We start from the raw sequence: 15,116 nt of genomic DNA, 5'->3' as shown, positions 1-15,116 counted from the left end.
GAGGGAAACAACAGGAGGCTTGTGGCCTCGATCACGCGGCTCAGCCGACGGCGGTACCGATGAATGAACCCAGTACGAAGGTAACCCCGGCAGCCGCTCCGCCCAACAGGAGCTGCCGGATTCCGCTGAACCACCACGAGCGGGCCGTCACCCGGGCCACCGCGGCACCGCAGCCGAACAGCCCGATCAGCGCCAGCACCAGCGCGGGCCACAGCGCCGTGGCGCCCAGCAGATAGGGCAGCACCGGCAGCAGCGCGCCGAGCGCGAAGGACACGAACGAGGAGCCGGCCGCCACCAGCGGCGACGGCAGGTCCGCCGGGTCGATGCCCAGTTCCTCGCGGGCGTGTATCTCCAGCGCCTGCTCGGGGTCGGCCGACATCTGCCGGGCCACCTCCATCGCCAGCTCGGGCTCCACACCGCGGGACACGTACAGCGCGGCCAGCTCCCGCAGCTCGTCCTTGGGGTGCCGGCTCAGCTCCAGCCGTTCGATGGCCAGCTCCGCCTCGACCAGCTCGCGCTGCGAGGCCACCGAGGTGTACTCCCCCGCCGCCATCGAGAACGCGCCGGCCGCCAGCCCCGCCAGCCCGGTGACCACGATCACCTTCGTGTCGACGTCACCGCCGGCGACACCGGTCATCAGCGCGAGGTTCGACACCAGTCCGTCCATCGCCCCGAACACCGCGGGCCGCAGCCAGCCACCGCTGACGTCCCGGTGGGTGTGGTGCGCGACGTGGTACGGCGCGGGCTTCTCGTCGGTCTCGACGGCCGTCGACATGTGGCGGTACTCCCTCCGACCGGAGCACGCGCCCCGGTCCCCTCCCTGCGAACACCCCGAAGGTACGCGCGAATTCCGCCGCATTCCAGCTAGGAAAGGCTGTCCTACCTGCGAAAACACCGCGGCCGCCGGACTCGGAAGAGCCGGCGGCCGCGGGAGGAGCGAGGGGGTTCAGGAGGATTTGGACGCCTCTGCGCCGTCGTTCTCCGACACCTTCGCGCCAGAGTTCGAGGCTTCGGAATCCTCGGCGTCGGAGCCCTGGGAATCGGCGTCCTTGCCGTTCTTCCCGGCGTCCGCGTCCGCGGTGCCCTTGTCCAGGCTCACGTCGCCGCCCGCCGCCGCCGGCTCCACGACCGTCTCGACGCCCGGGTGCCACCGCGCCGACAGCACCATGTAGACCACGGCGCCGATGAAGACGACGATCGAGGTCCAGTCGTTCAGCCGCAGACCCAGGATGTGGTGGGCGTCGTCGACGCGCATGTACTCGATCCAGAAGCGGCCCACACAGTACGACGCGACGTACAGCGCGAAGGCCCGGCCGTGGCCGAGGCCGTACTTGCGGTCCGCCCAGATCACCAGCAGCGCGACACCGACGCACCACAGCGACTCGTACAGGAACGTCGGGTGGTAGGTGCCGCCCGGGTGGCTGTCGGTGGCGCTGATCTTCAGCGCCCACGGCAGGTCGGTGGCGCGCCCGTAGAGCTCCTGGTTGAACCAGTTGCCCCAGCGGCCGCAGGCCTGCGCCAGCGCGATGCCCGGGGCGAGGGCGTCCGCCCAGGCCGGCAGCGGGATGCCCCGGCGGCGGCAGCCGATCCAGGCGCCGACCGCACCGAGCGCGATCGCGCCCCAGATGCCGAGGCCGCCCTCCCAGATCTTGAACGCGTTGACCCAGTCCTTGCCGTCACCGAAGTACAGCTCGTAGTCGGTGATGACGTGGTAGAGCCGGCCGCCGACGAGTCCGAAGGGCACCGCCCACACGGCGATGTCCGCGACGGTCCCCTTCTGGCCACCGCGGGCCACCCACCGCTTGTTTCCGAGCCAGACGGCTACGAAGACGCCGATGATGATGCAGAACGCGTAGCCGCGGAGCGGGATGGGTCCGAGGTACACCACACCGCTGGACGGACTGGGAATGAAAGCGAGGATCTCCATAGCAGGGCCGACGCTACCGTGCCGGGCGGGTGGAGTGGCAACCAGCCCGGCTACGGACGCGTAACGGCCCTGCCGTCGTGATGCGGTCGTGATGCGGTCGGGACGGGTGTCAGGACGTGGGGGTCGGCGTGACGGTGCCCGCCTTCTTGCCCTTGTTGGCCGCCTCGACCTGCTGCTTGAGCTTGTCCGGGGTCAGCGGGTCGGTCTGGTTTCCGTAGACGCTCTTGCCGTTGAGCAGCACGGTCGGGGTGGAACTGAAGCCGGAGCCGCCGAAGGCGGCGGCCGACTTCTTGATCCAGCTGTCGTACGTGCCGTTGTTCACACACGCGGTGAAGGTGTCGGTCTTCAGCCCCGGCACCTTGTCGGCGAGCTCCAGCAGATACGCCTTGTCCCCGAACTTGTCCTCCCGCTCGTCCGGCTGGTTCTCGTAGAGAACGTCGTGGAACGCCCGGAACTTGCCCGCGTCCTGCGCGCAGACGGCGGCGTTGCCCGCGTTCAGCGAGCCGGTACCGCCCATGTTGCCGTCGATGATCGTCACCAGGTGGTAGTCGGCCTTCAGCGCGCCGCTGTCCTCCAGGGAGTGCACGGTGTCGCGGAAGGTCTTCTCGAACATGCCGCAGCCGGGGCAGCGGAAGTCCTCGTAGACGGTCAGGGTGGACGGCGCGTCGGCCGCGCCGGTGGGAATGACGAGGTTGTCGTTGCCGGTCGCGCCCTTGGGGGACGCCACCGGTTTGGCCGGTTCGCTCTTGTGGTTGGCCAGCACCCCGGCCACCACCCCGGCAATCGCCAGGACCACGACGACGGCACCGCCGACGATCAGTGTCCTCTTGCGTTTGTCGCGCGCCTTGTCCTTCTCGCGCTGTCCATGCATCGCCTCACGGGCGGTGCGCTTTCCCTCACGGTTCTTCTGGCTCACACCCCTGGACAACGAACCGGGGAGGCGCCGCTGCGCCTCCCCGGTCCTGATTCGCCCTAATGAGGGACTAAAACGATCTGTCCTACCGGCTCTGCCGGACCGCCCCGGTGCGCTTGCGGACGCCCGCCGCCAGCTCGCCGGCCAGCTCCCGCACCCCGGCCAGACCCGCTTCCAGGTCGGGCGCGTCCAGAAGCCGCTTGACGAACGCGGAGCCGACGATGACGCCGTCCGCGAAGGCGGCGACCTCGGCGGCCTGCTCGGGGTTGGAGACGCCCAGGCCGACACAGACCGGCAGGTCCGTGGTGGCGCGGGTGCGCAGGACGAGGTCGGCCGCCTGCTCGCCGACGCTCACCCGGGTGCCGGTGACGCCCATCAGCGACGCCGCGTAGACGAAACCGGTGCCCACCGCGGTGATCTTGGCGAGCCGCGCGTCGCGGCTGCTCGGCGCGACCACGAAGACGGTGGCCAGACCGTGCAGCTCCGCGGCCTTGCGCCACACCTCGGACTCCTCGACCGGCAGGTCGGGCAGGATGCAGCCGGCGCCGCCCGCCTCGGCGAGGTCGGCGGCGAACCGATCGGCGCCGTACCGGTCGACGGGATTCCAGTACGTCATGACCAGCACCGGCGCTCCGGTGGCGGCGTGCGCCTCGCGGACGGTGCGCAGCACGTCCTTGATCCGGACGCCGCCGCGCAGCGCGATGTCGTCGGCGGTCTGGATGACCGGTCCGTCGAGCACCGGGTCGCTGTGCGGCAGGCCGATCTCGACGACGTCGCAGCCGCCTTCGAGCATCGCCTTGACGGCTTCGATGCCGCCGTCGACGGTGGGGAATCCGGCCGGGAGGTAGCCGACCAGCGCGGCCCGGTTCTCGGCCTTCGCCGCAGCCAGGGCCGCGTTCAACAGCGCGATGTTGCCGCTCACTTGGCTTCCCCCTGCTCGTTCTCGTTCTCGTACAGACCGAAGTAGCGGGCCGCGGTGTCCATGTCCTTGTCGCCGCGTCCGGAGAGGTTCACCAGGAGCAGGGCGTCCGGGCCCAGTTCGCGGCCGATCTCCAGCGCTCCGGCGAGCGCGTGCGCGCTCTCGATCGCGGGGATGATGCCCTCGGTGCGCGACAGCAGGCGCAGTGCCTGCATCGCGTCGTCGTCGGTGACCGCGCGGTACTCGGCGCGGCCGGTGTCCTTGAGGTAGGAGTGCTCCGGGCCGACGCCCGGGTAGTCCAGTCCCGCCGAGATCGAGTACGGCTCGGTGATCTGCCCCTCGTCGTCCTGCAGGACGTAGGAGCGGGAGCCGTGCAGGATGCCGGGCTCGCCCTGGCTGAGGGTCGCGGCGTGCTCGCCGGTCTCCACGCCGTGGCCTGCGGGCTCGCAGCCGACGAGGCGTACGCCCGCGTCGGGGAGGAAGGCGTGGAAGAGCCCGATGGCGTTCGAGCCACCGCCGACGCAGGCGACGGCGACGTCCGGGAGCCGTCCGGTGCGCTCCAGGATCTGCCGGCGGGCCTCGACGCCGATGACCCGGTGGAAGTCACGGACCAGCGCCGGGAAGGGGTGCGGTCCGGCCACCGTGCCGAAGAGGTAGTGGGTGCGGTCGACGTTGGCGACCCAGTCGCGGAACGCCTCGTTGATGGCGTCCTTGAGGGTGCGGCTGCCGGACGTCACGGAGACGACCTCGGCGCCGAGCATCCGCATCCGTGCGACGTTCAGCGCCTGGCGCTTGGTGTCGACCTCGCCCATGTAGATGGTGCACTCGAGGCCGAAGAGCGCGCACGCGGTGGCGGTGGCGACGCCGTGCTGGCCGGCGCCGGTCTCGGCGATGACGCGGGTCTTGCCCATCCGCTTGGTGAGCAGCGCCTGGCCCAGCACGTTGTTGATCTTGTGCGAGCCGGTGTGGTTGAGGTCCTCGCGCTTGAGGAACACCCGGGCGCCGCCCGCGTGCTCGGCGAACCGCGCGACCTCGGTGAGCGCGCTCGGCCGGCCGGTGTAGTTGACCATCAGGTCGTTCAGCTCGGCGGCGAAGGCCGGATCGGCCTTGGCCTTCTCGTACTCCGCGGCGACCTCGTCCACGGCGGCGACCAGCGCCTCCGGGATGAACTTGCCGCCGAACGCGCCGAAGTAGCCTTCGGCGCTCGGGATCCGACCCTCAGGATCGGGAATGAAGAATTCTGACATGGCAGACACAGGAGTCCCCTGACAGTGAAATGCGATGGCTGATGGAAGTGTCGCGGCTCAGCCGCGACGCCATCGCATTCCGTTGACCTGTCCGGGCTCGCCGCCGATCACATAACGCACCCGACGGCCCAATACGCGACGCGCCGGCGCCCGGCAGCCGCGGGGGCGGCAACCGGGGGCGAGGCGCGTCGAGATCGACATGGGGGTTACTTCCGCCCGAACCGCAGGGCGGGGTGGGCGCCGGCGGCCACGAGGTCGGCGACGGCCGCCCGCGGGTCCTTGCCGGTCACCAGGGACTCGCCGACGAGCACGGCGTCGGCGCCGTCGTTGGCGTACGCGATGAGGTCGTGCGGGCCGCGGACACCGGACTCGGCGATCTTCACGATCTCGTCCGGGATCTCGGGCGCGATGCGCGCGAAGTTGCCGCGGTCGACCTCGAGGGTCTTGAGGTTCCTGGCGTTGACGCCGATGATCCGGGCGCCGGCGTCGACCGCGCGGGCGACCTCCTCCTCGTCGTGCACCTCGACGATCGGGGTGAGCCCGATCGAGGTCGCACGCTCGATGAGCGAGACCAGCGCGTCCTGCTCCAGGGCGGCGACGATCAGCAGGGCGAGGTCGGCACCGTAGGCGCGGGCCTCCCACAGCTGGTACGCGGTGACGATGAAGTCCTTGCGGAGCACCGGGATGTCGACCTTGGCGCGGACCGCTTCGAGGTCGGCGAGGGAGCCGCCGAACTTGCGCTGTTCGGTGAGGACGCTGATGACCGCGGCGCCGCCCGCCTCGTAGTCGGCGGCGAGCCCGGCCGGGTCGGCGATGGCGGCCAGCGCGCCCTTGGAGGGGCTGGAGCGCTTGACCTCGCAGATGACCTTGACGCTGTCACCGCGCAGCGCGGCGACTCCGTCCATCGCTTCGCGTGCCTTGGCGGCCCGCTCCTTGAGCTCGTCGATGGAGACCTGAGCCTGCCGGTCGGCGAGGTCGGCGCGGACTCCGTCGATGATCTCGTCGAGCACACTCACGCGAGCGGTCCCCTTCCGGGCTGGGTGGTGGAGCACGGTCCGTACACCGAAACGATCAAGCCAGTCAACGATCAAGCCGGCAAATGCCTGCTTCGGCTCACTGATGGTATCCGGCCGAGGGCGGAGGGCGCGCATCCGGTCGATCCCGGTCCCACTACCTGGACAAATGCGGCCACCGGGGGTATCCGTCCGCCCTGCGTGGCACGGTTCCTCCGGCCGCCAGGGGGGCGGACCGGACAGCAGATGGCCGGTTCCTGCCATCACCCGGCGTACCGGGGCGCTGGAGCGCTGGAGCGCTACGGGGCGAGCGCCGATCCGAACGGAAGGTTCCGGGCGACGCTGAAGAACAGCGCCACCGCGCCGATCGCCCACCAGTACGCGGGCCGCATCCGGATCTCGAACGGACGGCCGCGCAGCGTCCGCGACAGCCACACCACCCAGACCACGGCGAAGAGCACATAGGCCGCCACCGCCAGCGCGTTCAGACCGAGAGCCGCGCCGAAGTCACCGTGCGCGACCGCGTGGGCGCTGCGCAGCCCGCCGCACCCGGGGCAGTAGATCCCGGTGTACTTCAGCAGCGGGCAGACCGGGTAGTGGCCGGGGGTGTTCGGGTCGACCGCTCCGACGTACGCGAAGGCGGCGACGACTCCCGCCAGCACCCCCAGCGGGACGGCGGCCCGCCGCAGCCGGCCGGCGGGCGGCGCGGGCTCCGGGGCGGACCACGGCTCGTGATGCGGCGCGGCGGTGCCGGCGGGCGGCGGCACGGCGGTCAGCTTGTCGGTCACGTGCCTGATTGTGCCCCGGGACGTACGAAGGCGCAGCCCCGGATCAGCCGGGGCCGCGCCTGTCGTGCGTGTCGTGCCGTTGGAGCCGGACGTCAGCTGTGGGCGGGCTTCCGGGGCTGGCCCAGGCCCATCGCGCGCATCACGAGGCCGACGACGCCGCCGAGCAGGACCACGACCAGGCCCGCCCAGAATCCGAGCGGCTCGGCCATCACCATGAAGGCACCCGAGACGCAGAATCCGATGAAGGCGATTATGACGCCGGTCCAGGCGGCAGGGGTGTGGCCGTGGTTGGTGCCCGCCATGAGTGCTCCCATTATGTTCTCGGTCGGGGAAGTTGTCCTCGTCCATTCTTGCGCGCTCCCGGAGCGCCTTGTGCACGGGGGTGCGGCGTGGGCCGGCCCCAGGTCGGCCCCACGCCGGCCCCCGGTCAGCCCCGGTCAGCCCCCGGTCGGGTCCTCGCCGCGGTCGAGGGCCTTCCACAGCTCCTCGGGGCGCTCGGGGTCCGGGGCGGGGCGCTGCGCCTTGCGGGACGGCAGGCCGGTGGCCCCGTCCCGGTCGTAGCGGTTGGACATCCCCGGCCAGTGGCGGCCGCGCAGCACGGCCAGCATTCCGGCCGCGAGCAGCAGCGCTCCCCCGGCGGCGGCGGCCCATGGCCATGTGGTGGAACTCTCACCGACGACGGTCGTACTGGCCAGCGTCGTGGCGGCCGTGGCGGCCGCGTCCAGGGCGGAGCCGGGGCCGTCGGTGAGGGCTGCGGTCACGATGCCCGCGCCGCACAGCACGAGCAGTCCCGAGACGACGGCGCGGCCGATCCCGCGGACGGCGAACACGGCGACCAGCGCGGCGAGGCCGACGAGCGCGAGCGCGCCGGGCACGCCGGTGATCTCGCTGCCGGAGACGGTGAGCGCCACCGAGCCCTCGGCGTACTTCGCGGTCCCGTGGGCCCAGGTCTTGCCCGCCGCGAGCAGCGTGAGGGCGGCGCCGGCGACGCCGAGCAGCAGCGCGAGGGCCAGGCTGCGGCGGCCCGCGGCGCGGGTGCGCGCCGGCGGCCCCGTCACCACGGGGTCGGCGGCGGGTTCCGGGGCGGGCGCGGTGGGTTCCGGGGCGGTCCCGGGCGGAACCGGGACGGTCGCGGTGGTCGCGGATTCTTCGGCGGGGCGGGGCTGGGGCACGGCAGTCACGTAGACCACTATCGCGCGTCGGCCCGCGGGCGGCACAGGCGGGGGACCGATCAGGGACAGACCACCACGAGTCGATTTCATGCACCGACCAGCCCATGAGTGAGCAAGTTTTCACCCATGCGATCACTGCCGAAAGCAAAGCGGAGGTAGAGACTCCGTCTGCCGTCTTGTTGACGTGCGCCCGTCACCATACGTTCGCGCCGATCCCCCGTGCGACCACCTCGCTCCAGCGGATCAATTCCCCCCGCACAGCCCCCGGTTTACCGCCACAGGAGGCAGTACGTTGCGCACAACCCTTACTCCGGCGTCGCTTCGGCGCGCCGGACTCTCCCTCACCGCCGTCGCGGCACTGGCCCTGGCGGGCTTCGCCATCGCCCCGTCCGCCGACGCGCAGCCGGTCGCGCGGACCGCCGCGACCGCCCGGAACGTCGCAGTGAACGCGGACCAGGCCGTGCACACCGCGCGCGCCTGTGCCCTGCCCAAGGCGGGCGAGATGGCGTGCAAGGCGCTCCGCGTCACCAGCGGCACGGTGCACACCACCAACGTCCGAGGCACGACGATCACCCCCAATGCGGCCGCCGCCCCCACAGGTTACGGCCCGAGCGATCTTCAGAAGGCCTACGGGCTGACCTCCGCGGCGGCCGCCAACGGCGCCGGGCGGACGATCGCGATCGTCGACGCCTACGACGACCCGAACGCCGAGGCGGACCTCGGCGTCTACCGCGCGCACTACGGACTGCCGGCCTGCACCACGGCCAACGGCTGCTTCAAGAAGGTCAGTCAGACCGGCAGCACCACCGCGCTGCCCACCGCCGACGCCGGCTGGTCGGAGGAGATATCCCTCGACCTCGACATGGCCAGCGCGATCTGCCCCAAGTGCAAGATCCTGCTCGTCGAGGCCAAGACCCCCTCGATGGCGAACCTCGGCACCGCGGTGAACCGTGCCGTCACCCTGGGCGCGAAGTACGTCTCGAACAGCTACGGCGGCGGGGAGTCCTCCTCCGACGCCTCCTACGACAGCAGCTACTTCAACCACCCGGGTGTGGCGATCACGGTCAGCGCCGGTGACTCCGCCTACGGCGCCGAGTACCCCGCCGCCTCCAAGTACGTGACCTCGGTCGGCGGCACCGCCCTCAAGACCGCCTCCAACGCCCGCGGCTGGACCGAGACCGTCTGGTCCACGAACAGCACCGAGGGCACCGGCTCCGGCTGCTCCGCCTACGACGCCAAGCAGTCCTGGCAGCAGGACACCGGCTGCGCCAAGCGGACCATCTCCGACGTCTCGGCGGTCGCCGACCCGGCCACCGGTGTCGCGATCTACGACTCGTACGGGATCGCCGCCGGCTACTACACCTTCGGTGGCACCAGCGCCTCGGCGCCGATCATCGCGGGTGTGTACGCCATCGCCGGCGCCCCGTCGTCCGGTTCGTACCCGACCTCGTTCCCGTACGCCCACACCTCGGCGCTCAACGACGTGACGAGCGGCTCCAACGGCAGCTGCTCGGGCTCGTACCTGTGCACCGCCAAGGCCGGATACGACGGCCCGACGGGACTCGGCACCCCGAACGGCACCTCGGCCTTCACGGGCTGACGGCCCCGTGAAGCACGGCGGGGCGGCCCGATCCGGGCCGCCCCGCCTTCGCGTTTTCCCACCGGCGTTCCCGCGGTCACGCCTGCGCGTCGGTGTGCAGCCGGCTCGCGGTCGCCACCGCGCGCAGCACCGCCGCCGCCTTGTTTCGGCACTCGGTGTCCTCAGCGACCGGGTCCGAGTCGGCGACGACACCGGCGCCCGCCTGGACGTACGCGGTGCCGTCGCGCAGCAGCGCGGTGCGGATGGCGATCGCGGTGTCGGAGTCGCCGGCGAAGTCCAGATAGCCGACGCAGCCGCCGTACAGACCGCGGCGGACCGGCTCCAGCTCGTCGATGATCTGCATCGCGCGCGGCTTGGGGGCGCCCGAGAGGGTGCCGGCCGGGAAGCAGGCCGTCAGCACGTCGAAGGCGGTGCGGCCCTCGGCCACCCGGCCGGTGACGGTCGAGACGATGTGCATGACGTGGCTGTAGCGCTCGACGGACATGAAGTCCACGACCTCGACGCTGCCCGGTTCGCACACCCGCCCCAGGTCGTTGCGGCCCAGGTCCACCAGCATCAGATGCTCGGCACGCTCCTTGGGATCCGCCATCAGTTCCTCCCCGAGCGCCGCGTCCTCCTGCGGGGTCGCACCGCGCGGCCGGGTGCCGGCGATCGGGTGCACCAGCGCCCGGCCGTCCTCGACCTTGACCAGCGCCTCGGGGCTGGAGCCCACGACGTCGAAGCCGTCGAAGCGGAACAGGTACATGTACGGACTCGGGTTGGTCGCCCGCAGCACCCGGTACACGTCCAGCGCGCTCGCCGGACACGGGGTCTCGAACCGCTGCGAGGGCACCACCTGGAACGCCTCGCCCGCCCGGATCCGCTCCTTGATGTCCTCGACGGCCGCCTGGTAGGCCGCCGATCCCCAGCGCCCGGTGAACTCCGGCAGCTCCGAGGCGGGCAGCTCGACGGCGGCCGACCCGGCCGGCCGGGCCAGGTCCGCGGCCATCGCGTCCAGCCGGGCGACGGCGTCGGCGTACGCCTCGTCGATGCCGGTGGCCAGGTCGTTGTGGTTGATCGCGTTCGCGATCAGCAGCACGCTGCCGTCCCAGTGGTCCAGCACCGCCAGGTCCGAGGTGAGCAGCATCGTCAGCTCGGGCAGCCGCAGTTCGTCCTCGCCGTGCTCGCCGATCTTCTCCAGGCGGCGCACGATGTCGTAGCCGAGGTAGCCGACCATCCCGCCGGTGAACGGCGGCAGCCCGCCGCCCGCGTGCAGGTCGCGCGGGGTGTGCAGGGTCTCGACCGTGACCCGCAGCGCCTCCAGCGGATCGCCGCCGGTGGGCACGCCCACCGGCGGGGTCCCCTGCCAGTGCGCCTGCCCGTCGCGCTCGGTCAGCGTCGCGGCGCTGCGCACCCCGACGAACGAGTACCGCGACCACGAGCGGCCGTTCTCCGCCGACTCCAGCAGGAACGTCCCAGGACGCTCGCCCGCGAGCTTGCGGTACAGCCCGACCGGGGTGTCGCCGTCCGCCAAAAGCCTCCGGCTGACGGGGATCACCCGGCGGTCCTCCGCCAGCTTGCGGAACGTTTCGAGGTCGGGCGCGACAGTAGCGGTGGTCATAGCGGCAGCGTAATGGGCCTGCGGGCGGGCGCCCGCTCAGCCCCGCAGATCCGGCCGGACGTACGCGGGCTCGACGTCGGCGAGAACGACGGCGCGCAGGTCCTCCGGAACGTCGCCGAGGGCCACGATCTGCATCGGGTCGGCCAGGGCGATGTCGGCCGCGGCGGCCATCACCGCGTCCGCGGCCGCGGTGTCGGCTCCGGGCACCGCGTCGACCTCGTACACCACCAGGATCTTCTCCCGGGCGTCCGCGACCCGGTAGCGCGTGAGGTACAGCCGCCGCACCGCGGCCAGCGCCTCGATCCGCGGCAGTGCGGCGGCCAGCAGCCGGGGCTGCGGGTCCGCGGACGCCTTGACCTTGATGTACGCGCCGGCCGGGAACGGCAGGCCCGCCGCGATCACCACATCGCGCTCCTCGGCGGCCACGTGGATCGGCGAGGCGGCGCGCGGATCGATGATCAGCCCGGCCGCGGGCGGCAGTTGGGCGAGCAGTTCGGGAACGGTGATCTGGAACAGCCGGTAGCCCTCGGGCAGATCGCGCCGGATCTCCTCCGGGTCGGTGTACGCGACTGCGCACAGCGCTCCGGAGACATCCGTGTAGAGCGGTTCCGGGCCGCGGTCGCCCGTCCGCACACCGATCAGCACGACGCTGTCGGCCAGCCGGTAGATCAGCGGGGAGACCTCGATCGGCCGGGGACCCTGTTCGGCGTGCTCGCTCATAGCTCGATCTCCGCGTTGACGGCGGGCAGGTCCTTGGACAGCGGCGCCGAGATCCCGAGCCTGTTCAGGTTGTCGCTCAGGAACATCCTGGCACCGAGGCCGTTCGGCTGCGCCTCGACGGTCATCAGTTGAATGCTGGGGGGAAAGATGAACGTCTCCCTGAGCCGGGCCACGTGGAAGGGCTTGTCAAAGGTGAGTTCCCAGTCCCCGAAGTGCGGGTCGACGACATACCAGTACTTCTTGACCCGGTTTCCCCAGGACACCTCGGCGGCCACCAGCGCGTCCAGGTGCGCCCACTCGGTCCCGCCCGCACTCGAAGCCGCGATACGCAGCCGGGGGTCTTCCGTCATCTCTTCGCTCACCTGCTCGGCTCGGTGATTCTGGCGCCGTGGACCGCTCCTTGGGTGATCCCGCCGACGATGGTGATACCGCCCCGGGCCGTAGCGGCCGTGACGTTGTTGGTCAGGATGGGCGAGCCGGGCACCCGGTCGAAGTTGTTCAGCGGGATGTTCTGCCCGGGACCGACCGTGGCGACACCGTTCGGCGCGACCGGCAGGACGTTGCCGCTGTGGTCGATGACCGAGATGGCGCCGGAGTCGATGTGCGACATCACGTCGGGAACGAAGTACTGCGGCAGGCCGCCTCCTCCGAACTGCGGGTTGGCGTTCGCGTAGGCGCCGGCCGCCGGCACGTCGGAGTTGAACCGCAGGGTGACGCCCTCGGTCCGGTACTCATGCAGGATGAAGCCGCCCTTGTCGGACGGTCCTACTTGAACTCCCTTGCTGATCTCGGTGGAATCCGCGCCCAGTGACGCCATCGTCCCCTCCGGCATCACGAATCCGGTGATGCGCGGGTGCAGCGCCTCCGTGTTGGTGCCTGCCGGGATGACGGTGTCGTGCCACAGGTCGATCCCCGGGTAGCCGCCCGAGCCCTGCCAGGCGCGCGCTCCCTGGGACGGCAGTTCCGACGCCGCCTGGGTGCCGCCGCGCCAGCCCTGGAGACCCTCGGAGAGGCTGGACCGGAACGAGCCGAAGAGCCCCGCCCCGTCACCGAAGCCGGCCCCGAACCCGGTCAGCGCGCCGGAGGCCCCGTACCGCAGCTCGGTGGCCATCGACGTCAGCTTGCCCAGTGCGGTGAACGGCAGGGCGCGCAGCAGTCCCGGGATGGCCGAGCGGCCCTTCCACAGGGCCATCGCGCCGGTGCCGATGCCCTTGATCGCACCCCATCCGGCACCCAGCAGATGGCTGCCCACGCCGAGCAGCCCCTCGGCCGCGAAGGCGCCCTTCAGCGCGCCCAGCGAGGTGAGGCCCTTCGTCATGGGAATGCAGCTCAGCGCCGCGAGGGCCACATCCCACAGGGTCGCTTTCCCCTGGGTGTACTTGGCGATGGTGTCCGCGAGCACCAGCAGTGCCGCCGCGAAGACGATCCACGCGATCGGGCCGCCGATGATGAGCGCGATGATGCCGCCGACCGCGACCACGATCTTCGCGACGACGATGACGCCGTTCCACGCCTTGGCGGCGAGGTCCCCGAGCTTGTGCCAGAACGAGTCCGGCGGGATGCCCGCGTCGGCGGCCTCGTGCAGTGACCTGCTCGCGGTGTCGGCGGCGGTGTTCCGCAGCTCCGCCGCCTGCCCGGCGAGCCGCTTGGCGGCGTCCAGCTGTGCCTGGGGACCGCTGAGCTGCGACTGCAGGGACGTGACCTGGCCCTGGGCGGCGGTGTGCTTGCGGGCCTGCTCCTTGACCTGGTCGGGGTCGGGCGGGGCGACCGCCTTGTCCAGCGTCGTGAGCGAGCCGTTGGCCGTGACGAGCTGCGCGTGCAGGCTCTTCACCTGGTCGTAGACCTGGCGGCCCTGGGAGAGCGCCCGGTCCGCCTGGCTCTGCGCCGAGTCGAGGGACGTCGCGTAGCCGTCGAGTGCGTCGGCGGCCAGGTGGTGGGAGTGCGCGACCTTGTCGAGCTGCCCGGGGAACTTGCCGATCGCCTCTTTGAAGACGTCACCGGCGGCGCCCACCCACGTCATCGTCGCGTGGTCACCGGCGAGGGCCCGGACGTTGCGGGACGCGGCCTCCGCGTCGTCGGCGATCCGGCGGGTGGTGGTGGCGAGTTGGCGGACCCGGAAGACGTCCCCCGGGGTCGGGTCCTCGTGCAGGTCGAGGATGTACCAGTCGGCCGGGCGGCTCACGATGTGGTCTCCACGAGGTCGGCTGCGCGGAACAGGCGGAAGGTGGAGCTGATCGCGTCGAAGACGTCGAGCAGCGCCGGCGCCACCTCCACGGCGGGACTGCTGCACGAGACGATGGCGACGCGGTTCACGTCCCGCAGCGGTACGAAGGTCTGCATGGTGACGACGCGCATCGGGCGGCCCGACTCGTCCTCGATGTCCTCGACCCCGTGGCTGCGGGCGGCGGGCCCGGCGTCCGGGAGTTCGACGGTGGACAGCTCGGTCCAGGTGTCGCCCTCGGCCTTGGCCGTCTTCGCGGTGAGCGGTGCGAGCAGCGGGGACAGCCGGTCCTCGGCGTCGCTGCTCGCGTCGACCGGCCCGGCGACGAAGGAGACGGTGACGCAGGCGGGCAGCAGGCCGTCCGCGACCGATTCCGCCATCACCGCGCAGTAGACCGCGCCGGCGTTCCAGGCGGCCGCCGCCTGGTTGCGCAGCAGCCGGACGATGTCGGAGCGGCGCTCGCGCAGTTCGGGCAGATCGGTGAGGCGCCGGCTGACGAGGTCGGCCGCCGAGGCGGCGCGGGTCGCGGGGCGGACGTCGACCTCGAACCAGCTGCCGGGGACGCGCAGGGTGTAGCCGACGCCCGTGTCGAACCTGGGGCCGCTCACTGCGGTGCCTTGGTGCCGTCGCGCAGCTGCTTGGCGAGGTCCTCGTCGACCTTGGTGTAGGCCTTCACGGCCTCGGTGACCATGGAGGACAGGACGCCGGCCGTGTTCTCGACATGGCCGCGCCCGTCGCGCCAGCGCTTCTCGAAGTGGTGCATCGCGTCGCGGACCCGGCCGTCGCCGTAGTCGGAGTCGAAGGAGTCGATCACCGAGTGGCTGGATTCGAGCCCCTGTTTGATCCGGGTGAGCTGGCCGGTGAACGCGTCCAGTGCCCCCAGGTCGTACCCCAGGTCCGTCATCGAACCCTCCCATCGATCCGCGGACCGACAGCTTGCCACAGTGGCCGATAACGTTTACGGCCAGGCCGGAAGGTCACCGGGATGGTGGGACG

Annotated in this window: 17 protein-coding genes; 1 reads left to right on the top strand and 16 read right to left on the bottom strand. The window is 71.5% G+C overall.

Annotation, left to right across the window (positions count from 1 at the left end; genetic code table 11):
* Positions 1-40: 40 nt before the first annotated feature.
* From C6N31_RS04850 to C6N31_RS04810, 10 genes are all read right to left on the bottom strand, one after another.
* A complete protein-coding gene (locus tag C6N31_RS04850; protein ID WP_138358671.1) occupies positions 41-775 on the bottom strand; it encodes a VIT1/CCC1 transporter family protein in 735 nt (244 codons plus the stop codon).
* 171 nt (positions 776-946) lie between these two features.
* The gene (lgt, locus tag C6N31_RS04845; RefSeq protein ID WP_138358672.1) at positions 947-1,927 is read right to left on the bottom strand and encodes a prolipoprotein diacylglyceryl transferase; all 981 of its coding nucleotides are present in this window, start codon (positions 1,925-1,927) and stop codon (positions 947-949) included.
* A 109-nt stretch (positions 1,928-2,036) separates the two neighbouring features.
* On the bottom strand, positions 2,037-2,843 hold the full coding sequence (locus C6N31_RS04840; RefSeq protein WP_138358674.1) for a DsbA family protein: 807 nt from the start codon (positions 2,841-2,843) through the stop codon (positions 2,037-2,039).
* An 82-nt stretch (positions 2,844-2,925) separates the two neighbouring features.
* Positions 2,926-3,762 carry a tryptophan synthase subunit alpha gene (gene trpA, locus C6N31_RS04835; protein WP_138358675.1) on the bottom strand — a complete coding sequence of 279 codons (837 nt, stop codon included), beginning with the start codon at positions 3,760-3,762 and terminating at the stop codon, positions 2,926-2,928.
* Complete coding sequence (trpB, locus tag C6N31_RS04830; RefSeq protein ID WP_138358677.1) at positions 3,759-5,006, bottom strand: tryptophan synthase subunit beta; 1,248 nt, start codon at positions 5,004-5,006, stop codon at positions 3,759-3,761. The genes trpA and trpB overlap by 4 nt, the downstream gene beginning before the upstream one ends.
* A 57-nt stretch (positions 5,007-5,063) precedes the next feature.
* The gene (trpM, locus tag C6N31_RS46035; RefSeq protein WP_368860168.1) at positions 5,064-5,207 is read right to left on the bottom strand and encodes a tryptophan biosynthesis modulator TrpM; all 144 of its coding nucleotides are present in this window, start codon (positions 5,205-5,207) and stop codon (positions 5,064-5,066) included.
* Positions 5,208-5,212: 5 nt separating this feature from the next.
* Complete coding sequence (gene trpC / locus C6N31_RS04825; RefSeq protein ID WP_138358678.1) at positions 5,213-6,022, bottom strand: indole-3-glycerol phosphate synthase TrpC; 810 nt, start codon at positions 6,020-6,022, stop codon at positions 5,213-5,215.
* Between the two features lie 296 nt (positions 6,023-6,318).
* Positions 6,319-6,807 (bottom strand): DUF2752 domain-containing protein, encoded by a 489-nt coding sequence (locus C6N31_RS04820; protein WP_381587654.1) that lies wholly within the window; start codon positions 6,805-6,807, stop codon positions 6,319-6,321.
* A gap of 92 nt (positions 6,808-6,899) precedes the next feature.
* Positions 6,900-7,109: an HGxxPAAW family protein gene (locus C6N31_RS04815; protein ID WP_138358680.1), complete on the bottom strand. Its 210-nt coding sequence runs from the start codon at positions 7,107-7,109 to the stop codon at positions 6,900-6,902.
* Positions 7,110-7,244: 135 nt separating this feature from the next.
* Positions 7,245-7,988: a TIGR02234 family membrane protein gene (locus tag C6N31_RS04810; RefSeq protein ID WP_381587651.1), complete on the bottom strand. Its 744-nt coding sequence runs from the start codon at positions 7,986-7,988 to the stop codon at positions 7,245-7,247.
* A 283-nt stretch (positions 7,989-8,271) separates the two neighbouring features.
* Here C6N31_RS04810 and C6N31_RS04805 point away from each other — a divergent pair, with 283 nt between their 5' ends.
* Positions 8,272-9,579 carry a S53 family peptidase gene (locus C6N31_RS04805; protein WP_138356916.1) on the top strand — a complete coding sequence of 436 codons (1,308 nt, stop codon included), beginning with the start codon at positions 8,272-8,274 and terminating at the stop codon, positions 9,577-9,579.
* A gap of 76 nt (positions 9,580-9,655) precedes the next feature.
* Here C6N31_RS04805 and C6N31_RS04800 read toward each other — a convergent pair whose 3' ends face one another.
* From C6N31_RS04800 to C6N31_RS04775, 6 genes are read right to left on the bottom strand one after another with little or no spacing between them, the layout of a single operon-like run.
* Positions 9,656-11,179 carry an anthranilate synthase component I gene (locus C6N31_RS04800; protein ID WP_138356917.1) on the bottom strand — a complete coding sequence of 508 codons (1,524 nt, stop codon included), beginning with the start codon at positions 11,177-11,179 and terminating at the stop codon, positions 9,656-9,658.
* Between the two features lie 36 nt (positions 11,180-11,215).
* Positions 11,216-11,899 (bottom strand): enhanced serine sensitivity protein SseB C-terminal domain-containing protein, encoded by a 684-nt coding sequence (locus C6N31_RS04795; protein WP_138356918.1) that lies wholly within the window; start codon positions 11,897-11,899, stop codon positions 11,216-11,218.
* Positions 11,896-12,249 (bottom strand): hypothetical protein, encoded by a 354-nt coding sequence (locus C6N31_RS04790; protein WP_138356919.1) that lies wholly within the window; start codon positions 12,247-12,249, stop codon positions 11,896-11,898. Before C6N31_RS04790 ends, C6N31_RS04795 begins: the two co-directional genes overlap by 4 nt.
* A gap of 8 nt (positions 12,250-12,257) precedes the next feature.
* Complete coding sequence (locus tag C6N31_RS04785) at positions 12,258-14,081, bottom strand: putative T7SS-secreted protein (RefSeq protein ID WP_198357164.1); 1,824 nt, start codon at positions 14,079-14,081, stop codon at positions 12,258-12,260.
* Positions 14,078-14,728 carry a hypothetical protein gene (locus C6N31_RS04780; protein ID WP_138356921.1) on the bottom strand — a complete coding sequence of 217 codons (651 nt, stop codon included), beginning with the start codon at positions 14,726-14,728 and terminating at the stop codon, positions 14,078-14,080. The genes C6N31_RS04785 and C6N31_RS04780 overlap by 4 nt, the downstream gene beginning before the upstream one ends.
* Positions 14,725-15,024, bottom strand: coding sequence for a hypothetical protein (locus C6N31_RS04775; protein ID WP_138356922.1), 300 nt, complete (start codon positions 15,022-15,024; stop codon positions 14,725-14,727). Before C6N31_RS04775 ends, C6N31_RS04780 begins: the two co-directional genes overlap by 4 nt.
* Positions 15,025-15,116: the final 92 nt, after the last annotated feature.

The sequence above is a fragment of the Streptomyces fildesensis genome (assembly GCF_016107395.1).
GTDB classification, from domain to species: Bacteria; Actinomycetota; Actinomycetes; order Streptomycetales; family Streptomycetaceae; genus Actinacidiphila; species Actinacidiphila fildesensis.
This window is presented reverse-complemented; position numbering and strand designations above follow the sequence as displayed.